The following is a 15,358-nucleotide window of genomic DNA, read 5'->3' on the forward strand; positions in this document are numbered from 1 at the left end:
CTTTCAACCATTTCATTCCACTTTGCGGAGATTCACTGCGATGAAGGTCCTCGTCACCGGCACGGCCGGATTCATCGGCTCGCATGTCGCGTTGGAACTGTTGCGTCGTGGTGATGAAGTGGTGGGTTTCGACAATCTCAACAGCTATTACGACGTCGGCCTGAAGAAGGCGCGGCTGGCGCGTTTCCTCAGCCATCCGCGCTACACCCACCTGCACGCCGACCTGGCCGACCGCGACGCGGTGGAAGCCGCGTTCGAGCGCCATCGCCCGCAGCGGGTGGTGCACCTGGCCGCACAGGCCGGCGTGCGCTACGCGGCGGAAAACCCGCACGTGTACGTCAGCAGCAACGTCAGCGGCTTCCTGCACGTGCTCGAGGGCTGCCGCCGCCATGGCAGCGAGCATCTGGTGTTCGCTTCGACCAGCTCGGTGTACGGCGCCAACACGGCGATGCCCTTCTCCGAGCATCAGCCCACCGAGCATCCGCTGACGCTGTACGCGGCGACCAAGAAGGCCAACGAGCAGATGGCGCACAGCTATGCGCATCTGTACGGGATCCCGAGCACGGGCCTGCGCTTCTTCACGGTCTACGGTCCGTGGGGCCGGCCGGACATGGCGCTGTTCCTCTTCACCAAGGCGATCCTCGCCGGCGAACCGGTACCGGTGTTCAACCACGGCCGGCACAAGCGCAGCTTCACCTACATCGACGATATCGTTGCCGGCGTGGTGCGCGCGCTCGATCGCGTGCCCACGCGTGACGACAGCTGGCGCGGCGATACGCCCGACCCGGCCAGCAGCGGCGTCGCGCCGTATCGCCTCTACAACATTGGCAGCCGCCAGAGCGTGGAGCTGCTGCGTTATATCCAAGTGCTCGAGCAATGCCTGGGCCGCAAGGCGACCTTGCAGATGCTGCCGCTCCAGGCCGGCGACGTGCCGGCAACGGAAGCCGACTGCAGCGATCTGGCCGACGACATGGGCTATTCGCCACAGGTCACGGTCGAGGAAGGCGTGGCGAATTTCGTCGACTGGTACCGCGACTACTACCACCTCGGCGCCGCAGTGCCGGCGCGGCAGTACGCGTGAGGTAAAAGCAAAAGGGCCGATGGTTTCCCATCGGCCGCACGCTGCTACAAAGCAAAAGGGCCGATGGTTTCCCATCGGCCGCACGTTGCTACAAAGCAAAAGGGCCGATGGTTTCCCATCGGCCCTTCGCTTTCTTGTGTGGCGCGCCCGGAGAGATTCGAACTCCCGACCACCAAGTTCGTAGCCTGGTGCTCTATCCAGCTGAGCTACGGGCGCTGAGTTGAAAAATTATGACGGGTCGATTTCGATTCGTCAAACATTTTTCGAACATTTCCCTGTCGATGGCCTCGCGTATTGCGAGGGTCTTCAGGTCCACGAAACTCCCGAAGGTGTTTCGTGATTGGCGAATTCCGCGGTTCCGGGCATCGCATGGTGCCAACCATGTCGAGGCGTTTTCAGGAGTGCATGCACTACTGCGGAACCCGGGCCTCGCCGGTAGAACTGGCGGAGACTGAGGGATTCGAACCCTCGATGGAGCTTTTGACCCCATACTCCCTTAGCAGGGGAGCCCCTTCGGCCACTCGGGCAAGTCTCCGCGACAAAACTCAAGTCGGCGCGGGCGCAAAGCATAACGGCTCGCCCCGCGCACGGCAAACAATTTGTGTCAGGCGTCGGTGTTCTTGCCTGCGTCATCAGCGGGCTCTTCGCCGCGCTGGATACGCTGGTAGATCTCTTCGCGGTGCACAGCGACATCTTTCGGTGCGGTAATTCCGATCCGCACCTGGTTGCCCTTGACGCCGAGCACGGTGACGGTCACCGAGTCGCCGATCATCAGGGTCTCACCGACGCGACGCGTCAGGATCAGCATCTAACATCTCCTATGGCCGGCAGGTCCACCGCCGGCAAATGGGCGCTCCCGGGAGCGCCTCCAGTTTTGTACACAAACGTGAACCATATTAGCGGCCGGTCAAACGTGACCGCAACCGCAGAAGGTCATGTTTCTCGTTCAGTTAAGCTTGCCTTCGACCCAGCCAGCGACACCTGCCAGCGCCTGGACCAGTGCCGGACCGTCATCGCCTCCGCCCTGGGCCATGTCGGCGCGACCACCGCCCTTGCCGTTGATCTGACTGGCCACATGGGCCAGGAGTTCCCCGGCCTTGACCTTGCCTGCGGCCGCGCCATTGACGCCGGCGACCAGGGCCGCCTTGCCGTCGCTGGCGCCGGCCAGGACGATCACGCTGTCGCCCAGCTGCTGCTTGAGGCGATCGACCGCGTCGCGCAGCGCCTTGGCGTCGAAGCCGTCCAGACGGGTGGCCACGACCTTGACCGAACCGACCAGCGTCGCTGACGCGCCCAGGTCCGAGGTGGCGCCAGAGGCGGCCTTGGCCTTGATCGATTCGAGTTCGCGCTCGAGCTTCTTCTGCCGGTCGAGCAGGCCACGAAGCTTGTCGGCGACGTCAGCCGCGTTGCCGCCAAGCAGGCGGGCGGCTTCGTCGAGGCGACGCTCTTCCTCGGCGACGAAGTCCAGTGCGCCCTGCCCGGTCAGCGCCTCGATGCGGCGCACACCGGCGGAGACGCCGCCTTCGGAGACGATCTTGAACAGGCCGATGTCGCCGGTGCGCGATACATGCGTGCCGCCGCACAGTTCGGTCGAGGTATCGCCCATGCGCAGTACGCGCACTTCGTCGCCGTACTTCTCGCCGAACAGCGCCATCGCGCCGAAATCCAGCGCTTCCTGCATGCCCATGTGACGGACTTCGGCGGCGTGGTTGCGACGCACTTCTGCATTCACGCGACGCTCGATCTCGGCCAGCTCGCTGGCACTGACCGGCGCGAAGTGGGCGAAGTCGAAACGCAGGCGGTCGGGCGCGACCAGCGAACCCTTCTGGGTGACGTGATCGCCGAGCACGCTGCGCAATGCCGAATGCAGCAGGTGCGTGGCCGAATGGTTGAGCACGGTGGCGGCGCGACGCGAGCCATCGACACTGGCGCGGACGCGATCACCGCGCTTGATCGAGCCGCTGGCAAGGTTGCCGACGTGGCCGTGGAACTGGCCGGCGAACTTCTGCGTATCGCGCGCGACGAAGCGCGCGGCGCCGGCGTCGAGCTCGCCGGTGTCGCCCACCTGGCCGCCGCTTTCGGCGTAGAAAGGTGTGCGGTCGAGGATCACCACGGCGTCGTCGCCCGCACCGATCTGTTCGACCGGGCGTCCATCCTTGAGCAGGGCCAGCACTTCCAGGCCCTCTGCGTCGAGTTCGTCGTAGCCCAGGAAGCGGGTCGGCGTGAGCTGTGCGGCCAGCTCGGCCGGCATCGTGGTGGCGTTGCCGAACTTGCCGGCCTCGCGCGCCTTGCGGCGCTGTTCTTCCATCGACAGGTCGAAGCCGTCCATGTCCACCGTCAGCCCGCGCTCGCGCGCGATGTCGGCAGTCAGGTCGACCGGAAAACCGTAGGTGTCATAGAGACGGAACGCATCCGCGCCGGGGATCACGCCCGTGGAGCGTGCGGCCACTTCATCGAAGATGCGCATGCCCGAATCGAGCGTCTCGGCGAAGCGCTCTTCTTCGGCCAGCAATGCACGTTCGACGAACTCGCGCTTGGCGACCAGCTCCGGATAGGCATCGCCCATCACCTCGACCAGCGGCGCGACCATGCGGCTGAAGAACGGACCCTTCTGGCCGAGCATCCAGCCGTGGCGCAGGGCGCGACGGATGATCCGGCGCAGCACGTAACCGCGGCCTTCGTTGCTCGGCAGCACGCCGTCGACGATCAGGAACGAGCAGGCGCGGATGTGATCGGCGATCACGCGCAGCGACTTGTTGCCCAGGTCCGCGGTCGAGGTGAATTCGGCGGCCTTGGCAATCAGGTGGCGGAACAGGTCGATCTCGTAGTTGCCATGCACGCCCTGCAGCACGGCGGCCAGGCGCTCAAGGCCCATGCCGGTGTCGACGCACGGCGCCGGCAGCGGCACCAGGGTGCCGTCGGGCTGGCGGTCGAACTGCATGAACACCAGGTTCCAGATCTCGATGAAACGGTCGCCGTCCTCGTCGGGCGAACCCGGCGGGCCACCGGCGATGTGGTCGCCGTGGTCGAAGAAGATCTCGGTGCACGGACCGCAGGGGCCGGTGTCGGCCATCTGCCAGAAATTGTCCGACGCGTACGGCGCACCCTTGTTGTCGCCGATGCGGATGATGCGCTCGGCCGGGATGCCCATCTTCTGGTTCCAGATGGAATACGCCTCGTCATCGGAGTGATAGACCGTGACCAGCAGGCGCTCGGCCGGCAGCTTCCAGACCCTGGTCAGCAGCTCCCAGGCCCACGCGATCGCGTCTTCCTTGAAGTAGTCGCCGAAGGACCAGTTGCCCAGCATCTCGAAGAAGGTGTGATGGCGCGCGGTGTAGCCGACCTGGTCGAGGTCGTTGTGCTTGCCGCCGGCACGCAGGCAGCGCTGCACGTCGGCCGCGCGCACGTAGCCGGGCTTCTCGCTGCCGAGGAAGACGTTCTTGAACTGGACCATGCCCGAGTTCGTGAACAGCAACGTCGGATCGTTGGCGGGCACCAGGGGCGCCGACGGCACGATCGTGTGGCCCTTGCCACGGAAGAATTCGAGGAAATCGCTGCGGATTTCGCTGGTGCTGATGTGACGGGGGTTGTTCATGCCTGCGCGCGAATGTCGGTGACGGGACCGGACTGGGCGGACCGGCCCATGCCCCTCACGATGGGGACGTCGACAGGAGCAGGCAACCCAGGACCCGAAAGCCGGTTAGGTTATCAGGACGGCGGCGGCTCTGCGCAAAGGCGCCAGGGCCCGTCCACGGTGCCGGATCCGCTCTGCGGCCTTGCCTGGTTCGGGGCCGCAACGGCGATGCGGCCCGCGGTCAGTCGTCGGGGTCGAAGCGGATCGCGGCGCGGATGCTGGCGCCGTCGAAGCCCCGGCGCAGCAACAGATCGGCGGCCTTGCGCTGCAGGTTCAGCTCCTCCGCCAGGGTCGACCCGAAGCGGCGTTGGGCAAGGTCGCGGGCGTTCTCGGCCCAGTCGCCCTCGTAGGTCTCCATGGCGCGGGCAATCGCCTCGCGGTCGAGACCATGGGTGGCCAGTTCGGCCCGGATCCGGACCGGGCCATAACCGCTGCCGGCGCGGCTGCGCACCAGGCTCTCGGCAAAACGCTTGTCGTCCTGCCAGCCCTCGCCAGCCAGACGGCCTACCGCCTTCTCGACATCGGCCGCATCGAGTCCGCGAGCGGTCAGCTTGCGGCTCAGTTCCTTTCGCGAGTGTTCGCGCCGGGCCAGCAGGCCCAGCGCGCGTTGCAGCGGAGTCTGCTGCGGCCGGCCGCGGCGGCGGGCGGGCCCGGAAGCTTCGCCGGACCCGTCGCGGTCCTCGCCTCCGGCAACGCCGGCCGGCGCATCATCGTGTGGCCAGTCGCCTTGCATCGACGCTACCGGGCGCTAGCTCATTCTTCGGCGGTGGCGGTGTCGTCGCCTTCGTCACGGCGCGCGTCCGCCGGCACGAACTTCTCGCGCAGTGCCGCCTCCAGGCGCTTGGCGATCTCCGGGTTGTCCTTGAGGTACTGGCGGGCGTTCTCCTTGCCCTGGCCGATGCGCTCGTCGTACGCGCTGTACCAGGCGCCGGACTTCTCGACCAGCTTGGCGTCCACGCCCATGTCGATCAGCTCGCCTTCGCGCGAGATGCCCTCGCCGTACAGGATCTCGGTGAGGACCTGCTTGAACGGAGGCGCCAGCTTGTTCTTGACCACCTTGATGCGGGTCTGGTTGCCGATGATCTCGTCACCCTTCTTGATCGCGCCGATGCGGCGGATGTCCAGGCGCACCGAGGCATAGAACTTGAGTGCGTTGCCGCCGGTGGTGGTTTCCGGGCTCTGGCCCGGCATCATCACGCCGATCTTCATGCGCAGCTGGTTGATGAAGATCACCATGCAGTTGGAACGCTTGATGTTGCCGGTCAACTTGCGCAGCGCCTGGCTCATCAGGCGGGCCTGCAGGCCCGGCAGCTGGTCGCCCATCTCGCCTTCGATTTCGGCACGCGGGGTCAGCGCTGCAACCGAGTCGATCACGACCATGTCGACCGCACCCGAGCGCACCAGCATGTCGGCGATTTCCAGCGCCTGCTCACCGGTGTCGGGCTGGCTGACCAGCAGGTCGTCCACGTTGACGCCGAGCTTGGAGGCGTAGGTCGGGTCGAGCGCGTGCTCGGCATCCACGAAGGCCGCCGTGCCGCCCAGCTTCTGGCACTCGGCAATGGTCTGCAGGGTCAGCGTGGTCTTGCCCGAGGACTCCGGACCGTAGATCTCGACGACGCGGCCCTTGGGCAGGCCACCGATGCCGAGGGCGATGTCGAGCAACAGCGAACCGGTGCCGATGACCTCGGCCGGCTCCGCCACGCGGTCGCCCATGCGCATCACCGAGCCCTTGCCGAACTGCTTCTCGATCTGGCCCAGGGCGGCCGAAAGGGCGCGCTTCTTGTTCTCGTCCATCGTGGATTCCTTGAGGTCGTGTTGCTTGAGGTCGTGTTGGCGTGCTGAGGGCGAACGTGTTGGCGACAATCTAGGCTTGGCAGGTCGCACGGACTGAGACTCCCGCGCCTGGATTTCAAATCTGTTGGATCCGGCCGCCGCTGCGCATTGGCGCAGGCCGGAACCGGCCGTGGGCGAACGCCGCACGGTGGCGTTGGAACATCCCGTCGAGAGCCATCAACGAATTCATCGATTCGGCCTCACCAGCCCGCAGTACAGGCCCTCGATGGCGAAATCCTGGTCCGGCTCGACCTCGATGGGGGCGTAGTCGGGATTGCGCGGCAGCAGGCGGATGCGGTCCTTGCCGATCTTGAGCAGCTTGACGGTGATCTCGTCGTCGATGCGGGCGACCACGATCTGCCCGGAGCGGGCGTCGTGGGTGCGGTGCACGCCGATCAGGTCGCCGTTGAAGATGCCTTCGTCGCGCATCGAGTCGCCCTTGACCTTGAGCAGGTAGTCCGGGGTCGGCGAGAAGAAGACGCGGTCGAGCAGGACGACCTGGTCGGAACCGATATCGGCGCCGATCGGCCGGCCGGCGGCGACCTGCCCCAGCACCGGCAGGCGCAGGGCGTCGTCGGAGACCGCGCCAGCGGGATCGACCGCCTCCACCGCGACCGTCTCGGCCATGTCCTCAACCGGCGCCACCAGGCGGATGCCACGTGCCCGCCCCGGCATGCGCTGGATCGCGCCGGCCTGTTCCAGCGCCTCGAGGTGGTACTGGGCCGCGCGCACGCTGCTGAAACCCATGGCGCGGGCGATCTCGGTCTGCGAGGGCGGCACGCCCTCGGCTTCGATCCGCTGCGCGATCAGGGCGAGGATGGTGCGCTGGGTGTCGGTGATGTCCATTAGTAGCAATACTACTAACGGACTTTTCCCGCCGTCAAGCCCCCGGCGCGGGACGGCCTGTCAGGCCATCAGCTCGGCCAAACCGTGCAGGGCCGCCGCCACGCTCTGGCGGCGCACGGCGTCGCGGTCGCCATCGAAGTGGAAGGTCACCGCGGTCGGATAGCCACCGCGTCGCTTCCAGGCGATCCACACCGTGCCGACCGGCTTGTCCTCGGTGCCGCCGCCGGGTCCGGCGATGCCGGTCACGGCCACGGCCAGCGTCGCGCCGGAATGCACCAGCGCTCCGGAAACCATTTCGATCACGGTGTCGCGGCTGACCGCGCCATGCTGCTCGAGCGTCTGCGGCCGCACGCCAAGCAAGGCCTGCTTGGCCTCGTAGCTGTAGGCCGCCATGCCCGCCTCGAACCAGGTCGAGGAACCGGGAATGTCGGTGAGCATCTTGGCGATCCAGCCACCGGTGCAGCTTTCGGCGGTGACCAGGGTCTGGCGGTGGTTGCGGGCCGCTTCGCCCACCTGCTCGGCGAGGCGATGCAGGGCGGCATCGGAGACGTCGTTCTTCATGCCGCGCATGATAGCCGGAGTCGAAGCCCCTCTCCCGTCGTGCGGGAGAGGGATCACTCCAATCAGTACAGGATCCGCAAGGTCATGCCGTACGTCCGCGGCGCGCCGAGGAAGGCATTGAACGAGTTGAACGGATTGTTCGGCGCCGGCGACACGTTCTGCAGCGGGGCGTCGAAGCCGACCTGGGCGTACTCCTCGTCGGTGAGGTTCAGCGCCCACAGCTCGACCATCCAGTTGCGGTTCTGCTTGCCCAGGGCGACCCGTGCATTGACGACGGTGAAGCCGTCCTGGACCTTTTCGACGTCCAGGTCCGAACCGGTGTTGTAGTCGGACATGTACTTGGCGCCGAGGTTGAAGCGCGCCACCAGGTCGCCGGCAAACGGATAGTCGTAGGTCACCGAGGCCGAGGTCGACCAGTACGGGGCAAAACTCACGCGACTGCCTGGCAGCTTGTACAGCGCGCCGGTCGGTGCGACGAAGTCGCCGCCGGGAATGCTGTCGCCGTAGCGGGTGTCGGCGTAGGTCACGCCGCCCTGCACCATCAGACCGCGCGTGGCCTGCCACAGCAGCTCGGTGTCGATGCCCTTGGACACGACTTCGGGGATCGAGCGCACGACGAAACTGGTGCCGAGGAAACTGTTGAGCTGGAAGTCCTCGTAGGTCTGGTGGAACAGCGTTGCGTTGGCCAGCAGGTTGCCTTCGGCCCAGGTGGTCTTGGCGCCGAGCTCGTAGCTGTCGACGAACTCACCCGGGAACGAGGTGTCGTTGACCGGAACAATGCCCGAGCCGCCACTGGACAGGCCGGTGTTGGACTGCACGCGGTCGAGGTTGAAGCCGCCTGCCTTGTAGCCGCGCGCGGCCGAGGCATAGCCCATCACGTGTTCGTCCCAGCGGTAGGCGGCCTTGAGCGTGCCGGACCATTCCTTCTCGTCGCGCTCCTGGTGGGTCACACGGCCGTTGTGCAGCGGGTTCGCCCACGGCAGGCAGGAGAAGCCGATCACCTGCGGGATCACCGCCGGCAACGCCGCGGCCGGCACGCCGCGCGCCAGCAGCGCCGCAGCCACGCGTTGCTGCCCACCCGGGCCGAGCATCGCCGAGCAGCCCGGGCTGCCGTTGGGATTGCTATAGGCCGAATCGAGTTCCTTGTTCTCGCTGGTGTAGCGCAGGCCCAGGGTCAGGTCGAGCGCGTCGGTGGCGTGCCAGGTGTTGTTGGTGAAAAACGCCAGGCTCTTCGCGTTCTGCTTGTAGACGTCATCGGCGCCGAAGCCGGCGAACACGGTGCCGGCCGGACGACCGCTCGCCTGCGAAAGGAACAGCGGCGCGGTCGGGCTGCGTCCCAGCGCCGGGTTGATCATCGACAGCAGCGCCACCGACAGGTACGGCTCGTAGGCGTTGCCGATGCGGTAGGTCTCGTTGCGGTCCAGGTCCTCGTCCGAATAGAACAGCCCGACCATCCAGTCGATGCTGTCGCTGGAGCCGGTCAGGCGGAACTCCTGGGTGAAGGTCTCGAAGCCGGTCAGCGACTCATCCTCCTCGCCGTTGCGGTAGAGGATGTCGGCGCTGCTGAAATCGAAGTCCAGGCCATTGATGGAGTCCCACTTGCGCCAGGCGGTGATCGAGGTCAGCGTCGCGCCGTCGAACCACGGCGTGATCCAGTTGACCTCGGCCGCGACGCCCTTGTCCTTGATGTCCTGCTTGGTGCTGCGGTTGCTCCAGGCCACCCGCGCGAACGGATCGGCCACCGGCGCCACGCCCTCGTCCGGCGACAGGGCGTTGACGATGTCGCCGGTGGCGCCGCGCACGGTGGTCACGCCGACGCAGCAGTTCTCCTCGCGACTGGTGAAGTCGGCGATGAAATTGATGTCGAGGTTGTCGGTCGGTTCCAGCAGCAACTGGCCGCGCAGGGTGTGGAAGTTCTGGTCCCCGTCCTCGGTCTCGGCACGCGGGCCGGCGCCGGTACGCACGTCGGTGAAGCCGTCGCGCTTGCGCTTGGCCGCGTAGACACGAAATGCGGCGTTGTCGCTGATCGGGGCATTGAGCGAACCGGCAACACCGATCGCGTTGTAGTTGCCCACCGTCAGTTCACCCTCGACCTGGGTGAGGTAATGCGGGCGCTTGGTGATCACGTTGATCACGCCGGCCGAGGTGTTCTTGCCGAACACCGTGCCCTGTGGGCCCTTGAGCACTTCGATGCGTTCGATCTCGCCCAGGTCGCCGAAGCCGACGCCGTTGCGCGGGCGGTACACGCCATCGATGACCACGCCGACCGAGGATTCCAGGCCGGCGTTGTCGCCAACCGTGCCGATGCCGCGGATGCGCGCGGTGGTCTGCGCCTCGCTCTGGGTGCTGGTCACGGTCAGCCCGGGGACGAGGATCTGCACGTCCTTGACGTCGCGAACGCCGGTGTCCTGCAGCAGCTGCTCGGGCAACGCGGTGATCGCGATCGGAACGTCCTGCAGCGCCTCTTCGCGCTTCTGCGCGGTGACGGTCAGTCCCGCCAGGTTGGTGGGCTCTTCATCCTTTTTCAGTTCGCCGCCCTGCACGACGGGAGCGGCGGCGGCCTGTTGCGCCTGGACCGACCAGACTGGCACCGCGAGCGTTGTCGCGATCGCCAGCGCCAGCAGCTTTCGGGTGCCTGCTTTTGTTGCGCCCACGGAAAAAACCGGCTTGCACGAATCCATCGCGTCCCCTCCCCTCGAGTGATTGGATGTACGGCGTCCGAACCAACAGCCAATGCACGCGCCCCCTTTTCGGCACGTCCCGCGCGACCGGCGACACCCCATCCAACGCAACACGGTCCCGATGGGAAAACGGCAGCGAACGGCGAACGAAACCGTAACATGTCGCCGACAGGCCCCATGTGGCAGTGCAGCAGGGTGCGCCGGACCGAGCACGGAATCCCCCCGCAGGCAACGGGGCCCGCAAATCCCCACCGGCTGTTAGCCTAGCGCCCTGTCCGCCGGCCCCGTCGCCGGCCCTTCCCCAAGCACGAAAGACCCGCGATCCATGAGTTCAGCCGAACGGCCGCCCGAGCACACCCCCCTGATGAAGCAGTTTTTCGCCGCCAAGGCGGAGCATCCGGACGTGCTGCTGTTCTTCCGCATGGGCGACTTCTACGAGCTGTTCTTCGATGACGCGCGCAAGGCCGCGCGCCTGCTCGACATCACCCTGACCCAGCGCGGCCAGTCCGGCGGCCAGCCGATCCCGATGGCCGGCGTTCCGCACCACGCTGCCGAGGGCTACCTGGCGCGGCTGGTGGCGCTGGGCGAATCGGTGGCGATCTGCGAGCAGATCGGCGACCCGGCGCTGGCCAAGGGCATCGTCGAGCGCAAGGTGGTGCGCATCGTCACCCCCGGCACGGTCACCGACGAGGCGCTGCTCAACGAGCGCCGCGACACGCTGCTGCTGACCATTGCCCGCGCCAAGAGCGGCTACGGGCTGGCCTGGGCCGACCTTGCCGGCGGCCGCTTCATGGTCAACGAAGTCGCCAGCGAAGACGCCCTCGAGGCCGAACTGGCGCGCCTGGAACCTGCCGAAACGCTGATCGCCGACGAAGACGGCTGGGCGCCCTTCGTCGCCGAGCGCACCGGCCTGCGCCGGCGCGCGCCGTGGTTGTTCGACGCCGACAGCGGCCGCCGCCAACTGCTGCGCTTCTTCAACCTTCACGACCTGTCCGGCTTCGGCCTGGAGGACAAGCCGTTGTCGATCGCCGCCGCAGCGGCCCTGCTCGGCTATGTCGAGGAAACCCAGAAGCAGCGCCTGCCGCACCTGACTTCGATCGCGGTCGAGTCCGGTGATGGCGCGATCGCGATGAACGCCGCGACCCGCCGCCATCTCGAAATCGACAGCCGCGTCGACGGCGACCATCGCCACACGCTGCTGGGCGTACTCGACTCCACCATCACGCCGATGGGCGGCCGCCTGCTGCGCCGCTGGCTGCACCGGCCGTTGCGCGAACGCACGCCGCTGCGGCTGCGGCAGCAGGCGGTTGCGACGCTGGTCGATGCACGCGCCGGCGATTCCCTGCGCGAGCGGTTCCGTGCCCTTGGCGACCTCGAACGCATCCTCTCGCGCATCGCCCTGCGCAGTGCCCGTCCGCGCGACCTGTCGACCCTGCGCGATGGCCTGGGGATGCTGCCCGAGGTGCGCGCCGAGCTGGCGCCGCTGGATTCGCCGCACCTGGCCGCACTGGCGGCCGAGCTTGGCGAGCACGACGAACACGCGCACCTGCTGCAGTCGGCGATCGTGACGCAGCCGCCGGTGCTTGCCCGCGATGGTGGCGTGTTTGCCGACGGCTACGACGCGCAGCTTGATGAACTGCGCACGCTGTCCACGCACGCCGACCAGTTCCTGATCGACCTGGAGGCGCGCGAACGCGCCAGCAGCGGCATCGCCACGCTGAAGGTCGGCTACAACCGCGTCCACGGTTATTACATCGAGATCAGCAAGGGCCAGTCCGACAAGGCGCCGACCCACTACACGCGCCGGCAGACGCTGACCGGCGCCGAGCGCTACATCACCGAGGAACTCAAGCAGTTCGAGGACAAAGTGCTGTCGGCACGCGAACGTTCGCTCAGCCGCGAGCGCCTGCTCTACGAACAGCTGCTCGACGTACTCAATGCCCGCCTCGAACCGCTGCGACGCTGCGCTGCCGCGCTGGCCGAACTCGACGTGCTGTGCAGTTTCGCCGAACGCGCGCAGACGCTGGACTGGGTCGCACCGACGCTTGGCGACGAGCCCGGCCTGCACATCGAGCGCGGCCGCCACCCGGTGGTCGAGGCGGTACGCAGCGACCCGTTCGAGCCCAACGACCTGATCCTGGGCGAGGACCGCCGGATGCTGGTCATCACCGGCCCGAACATGGGCGGTAAATCGACCTACATGCGGCAGAACGCGCTGATCGTGCTGCTCGCCCACACCGGCAGCTTCGTGCCGGCGTCGCGCGCGACCATCGGCCCGATCGATCGCATCCTCACCCGCATAGGCGCCGGCGACGACCTCGCCCGCGGCCAGTCGACCTTCATGGTCGAGATGAGCGAGACCAGCTACATCCTCCACCACGCCACCGCGCAGTCGCTGGTGCTGATGGACGAGATCGGGCGCGGCACGTCGACCTACGACGGCCTCGCGCTGGCAGAGGCCTGCGCGCGCCATCTGGCGCACAACAACCGCGCCTACACGCTGTTTGCCACCCACTACTTCGAACTGACCACGCTGGCCGAACCAGGCAGCGGCATCGCCAACGTCCATCTCGACGCGGTGGAGCACGGCGACCAGCTGGTGTTCATGCATGCCGTCAAGGACGGTCCTGCCGACCGCAGCTTTGGCCTGCAGGTGGCTGCGCTTGCCGGCCTGCCAAAGGCCGTCGTGCAGCAGGCACGCGGACGGCTGGCCGAGCTCGAACAACAAAGCCGCGATACGCCGACGCCGTCGCTGACAGCCGTCGCCCTCGATGCGCCACAGCAGTTCGGCCTGTTCTCGCCTTCCTCGGCCGCACTCGATGCGCTCGTCTCGCTGGATCCTGATGAGCTGACACCAAAGCAGGCACTGGAAGCGCTCTACCGGCTCAAATCCTTGACGTAACGAGTCAAGCTGCAACCGCGGCGGAATGTAGACGCCGCGTGAACGTCTGAACGGTTATTACTCTCGTAGCGGCGCCGCAAAGCCCGCTCGCGTAGACACGTCGCGCGCGCCGATAGCCTCCCCCTATCGAGTCATTCGCCAGAAACGATTTTCATTGATCGTCATTCCTGCATAGCCTCGTAGCCACATCGCCAACGAAGGAACGCGCCATGAGCAACAACCCCACCGACAAGCCCGACAAGCTCGACAAGACCCCGCTGACCACCGCCTTCGGCGCACCGGTTGTCGACAACCAGAACAGCATGACCGCAGGTCCGCGCGGCCCGGTGCTGATGCAGGATGTCTGGCTGATCGAGAAGCTCGCCAACCTCAATCGCGAGATCATTCCCGAGCGGCGCATGCACGCCAAGGGCTCCGGCGCCTTCGGCACCTTCACCGTCACCAACGACATCAGCAAATACACGCGCGCGAAGATCTTCAGCGCCGTCGGCAAGCAGACCGAGATGTTTGCCCGCTTCACCACGGTGGCCGGCGAGCGTGGCGCCGCCGACGCCGAGCGCGACATCCGCGGCTTCGCCCTGAAGTTCTACACCGAGGAAGGCAACTGGGACCTGGTGGGCAACAACACGCCGGTGTTCTTCCTGCGCGACCCGCGCAAGTTCCCGGACCTCAACAAGGCCGTCAAGCGCGACCCGAAGACCAACCTGCGCAGCGCCCGCAACAACTGGGACTTCTGGACCAGCCTGCCAGAGGCGCTGCACCAGGTCACCATCGTCATGAGCGACCGCGGAATCCCGGCCAGCTACCGCCACATGCACGGGTTCGGTTCGCACACCTACAGCTTCATCAATGCCGCCAACGAGCGCTTCTGGGTCAAGTTTCATCTCAAGACCCAGCAGGGCATCAAGAACCTGACGGACGCCGAAGCGGCCGACCTCGTCGGCCACGACCGCGAAAGCCATCAGCGCGACCTGTTCGACGCGATCGAACGCAGCGAATTCCCGAAATGGCGGATGTTCATCCAGGTGATGCCGGAGGCCGACGCGGAGAACGTGCCGTACCACCCGTTCGACCTGACCAAGGTCTGGCCGAAGAAGGATTACCCGCTGATCGAAGTGGGCGTGATGGAGCTCAACCGCAATCCGGAGAACTTCTTCGCCGACGTCGAGCAGAGCGCGTTCGCGCCCAACAATCTGGTGCCCGGCATCAGTGTCTCGCCGGACAAGATGCTGCAGGCGCGCCTGTTCGCCTATTCCGATGCGCAGCGCTACCGGCTCGGCGTCAACCATCACCAGATCCCGGTCAACGCCGCCCGCTGCCCGGTGCACAGCAACCACCGCGATGGCGCGATGCGCGTGGATGGCAACTACGGCGGCACCCTGCACTACGAGCCCAACAGTTACCAGCAGTGGCAGGAGCAGCCCGAATACCGCGAACCGCCGCTGAAGATCAATGGCAACGCAGACTTCTGGAACTTCCGCGAGGACGATGCCGATTATTTCAAGCAGCCTGGCGACCTGTTCCGGTTGATGAACCGCGAACAGCAACAGGTGTTGTTCGACAACACGGCCCGCGCAATGGGCGACGCGCCGGAGTTCATCAAGCTGCGCCACATCGGCAACTGCACCAAGGCCGACCCGGCGTACGGCGCTGGCGTGGCGAAAGCGCTGGGTCTGGAAACGGCGGCCGCGGCGCAGCGCAGCAATGAGCCGATGGAAGCGGGCTGAAGTCGCATCGTCATCCCCGCGAACGCGGGGATGACGGATTACCGTCACGGCCACTGAACGGCGCGGCGCTAGCATCGCAGTCCCACCCAAGGG

The 15,358-nt window shown here is 66.5% G+C and carries 10 protein-coding genes and 2 tRNA genes; 3 read left to right on the plus strand and 9 right to left on the minus strand.

Annotation, left to right across the window (positions count from 1 at the left end; genetic code table 11):
• The first annotated feature begins 40 nt into the window (after positions 1-40).
• Positions 41-1,081, plus strand: a complete 1,041-nt coding sequence (locus AB4Y64_RS02420) for an NAD-dependent epimerase (protein WP_441814849.1) — start codon at positions 41-43, stop codon at positions 1,079-1,081.
• 139 nt (positions 1,082-1,220) lie between these two features.
• Here AB4Y64_RS02420 and AB4Y64_RS02425 read toward each other — a convergent pair.
• From AB4Y64_RS02425 to AB4Y64_RS02465, 9 genes are all read right to left on the minus strand, one after another.
• Positions 1,221-1,297 (minus strand) — tRNA-Arg (locus tag AB4Y64_RS02425).
• Positions 1,298-1,523: 226 nt separating this feature from the next.
• A tRNA-Ser gene (locus AB4Y64_RS02430) sits at positions 1,524-1,616 on the minus strand.
• A gap of 69 nt (positions 1,617-1,685) precedes the next feature.
• Complete coding sequence (gene csrA, locus AB4Y64_RS02435; protein ID WP_441814850.1) at positions 1,686-1,889, minus strand: carbon storage regulator CsrA; 204 nt, start codon at positions 1,887-1,889, stop codon at positions 1,686-1,688.
• A gap of 138 nt (positions 1,890-2,027) precedes the next feature.
• Positions 2,028-4,676, minus strand: a complete 2,649-nt coding sequence (alaS, locus tag AB4Y64_RS02440) for an alanine--tRNA ligase (RefSeq protein WP_441814851.1) — start codon at positions 4,674-4,676, stop codon at positions 2,028-2,030.
• A 220-nt stretch (positions 4,677-4,896) separates the two neighbouring features.
• Positions 4,897-5,448, minus strand: a complete 552-nt coding sequence (gene recX / locus AB4Y64_RS02445) for a recombination regulator RecX (RefSeq protein ID WP_441814852.1) — start codon at positions 5,446-5,448, stop codon at positions 4,897-4,899.
• 20 nt (positions 5,449-5,468) lie between these two features.
• Positions 5,469-6,509, minus strand: a complete 1,041-nt coding sequence (recA, locus tag AB4Y64_RS02450; protein ID WP_441814853.1) for a recombinase RecA — start codon at positions 6,507-6,509, stop codon at positions 5,469-5,471.
• 225 nt (positions 6,510-6,734) lie between these two features.
• The gene (gene lexA, locus AB4Y64_RS02455; RefSeq protein WP_441814854.1) at positions 6,735-7,394 is read right to left on the minus strand and encodes a transcriptional repressor LexA; all 660 of its coding nucleotides are present in this window, start codon (positions 7,392-7,394) and stop codon (positions 6,735-6,737) included.
• A gap of 60 nt (positions 7,395-7,454) precedes the next feature.
• Positions 7,455-7,955 carry a CinA family protein gene (locus tag AB4Y64_RS02460; protein ID WP_441814855.1) on the minus strand — a complete coding sequence of 167 codons (501 nt, stop codon included), beginning with the start codon at positions 7,953-7,955 and terminating at the stop codon, positions 7,455-7,457.
• A 62-nt stretch (positions 7,956-8,017) separates the two neighbouring features.
• Positions 8,018-10,609: a TonB-dependent receptor gene (locus tag AB4Y64_RS02465; protein ID WP_441814856.1), complete on the minus strand. Its 2,592-nt coding sequence runs from the start codon at positions 10,607-10,609 to the stop codon at positions 8,018-8,020.
• A gap of 352 nt (positions 10,610-10,961) precedes the next feature.
• On the opposite strand from AB4Y64_RS02465, the gene mutS reads away from it, so the two are divergent.
• Together mutS and AB4Y64_RS02475 are read left to right on the plus strand one after the other, a co-directional pair.
• Positions 10,962-13,538: a DNA mismatch repair protein MutS gene (gene mutS, locus AB4Y64_RS02470; RefSeq protein ID WP_441814857.1), complete on the plus strand. Its 2,577-nt coding sequence runs from the start codon at positions 10,962-10,964 to the stop codon at positions 13,536-13,538.
• A gap of 209 nt (positions 13,539-13,747) precedes the next feature.
• A complete protein-coding gene (locus AB4Y64_RS02475; protein ID WP_441814858.1) occupies positions 13,748-15,265 on the plus strand; it encodes a catalase in 1,518 nt (505 codons plus the stop codon).
• Positions 15,266-15,358 lie beyond the last annotated feature (93 nt).

The sequence above is a fragment of the Lysobacter sp. TAF61 genome (assembly GCF_052113485.1).
Classification (GTDB): Bacteria; Pseudomonadota; Gammaproteobacteria; order Xanthomonadales; family Xanthomonadaceae; genus Lysobacter_J.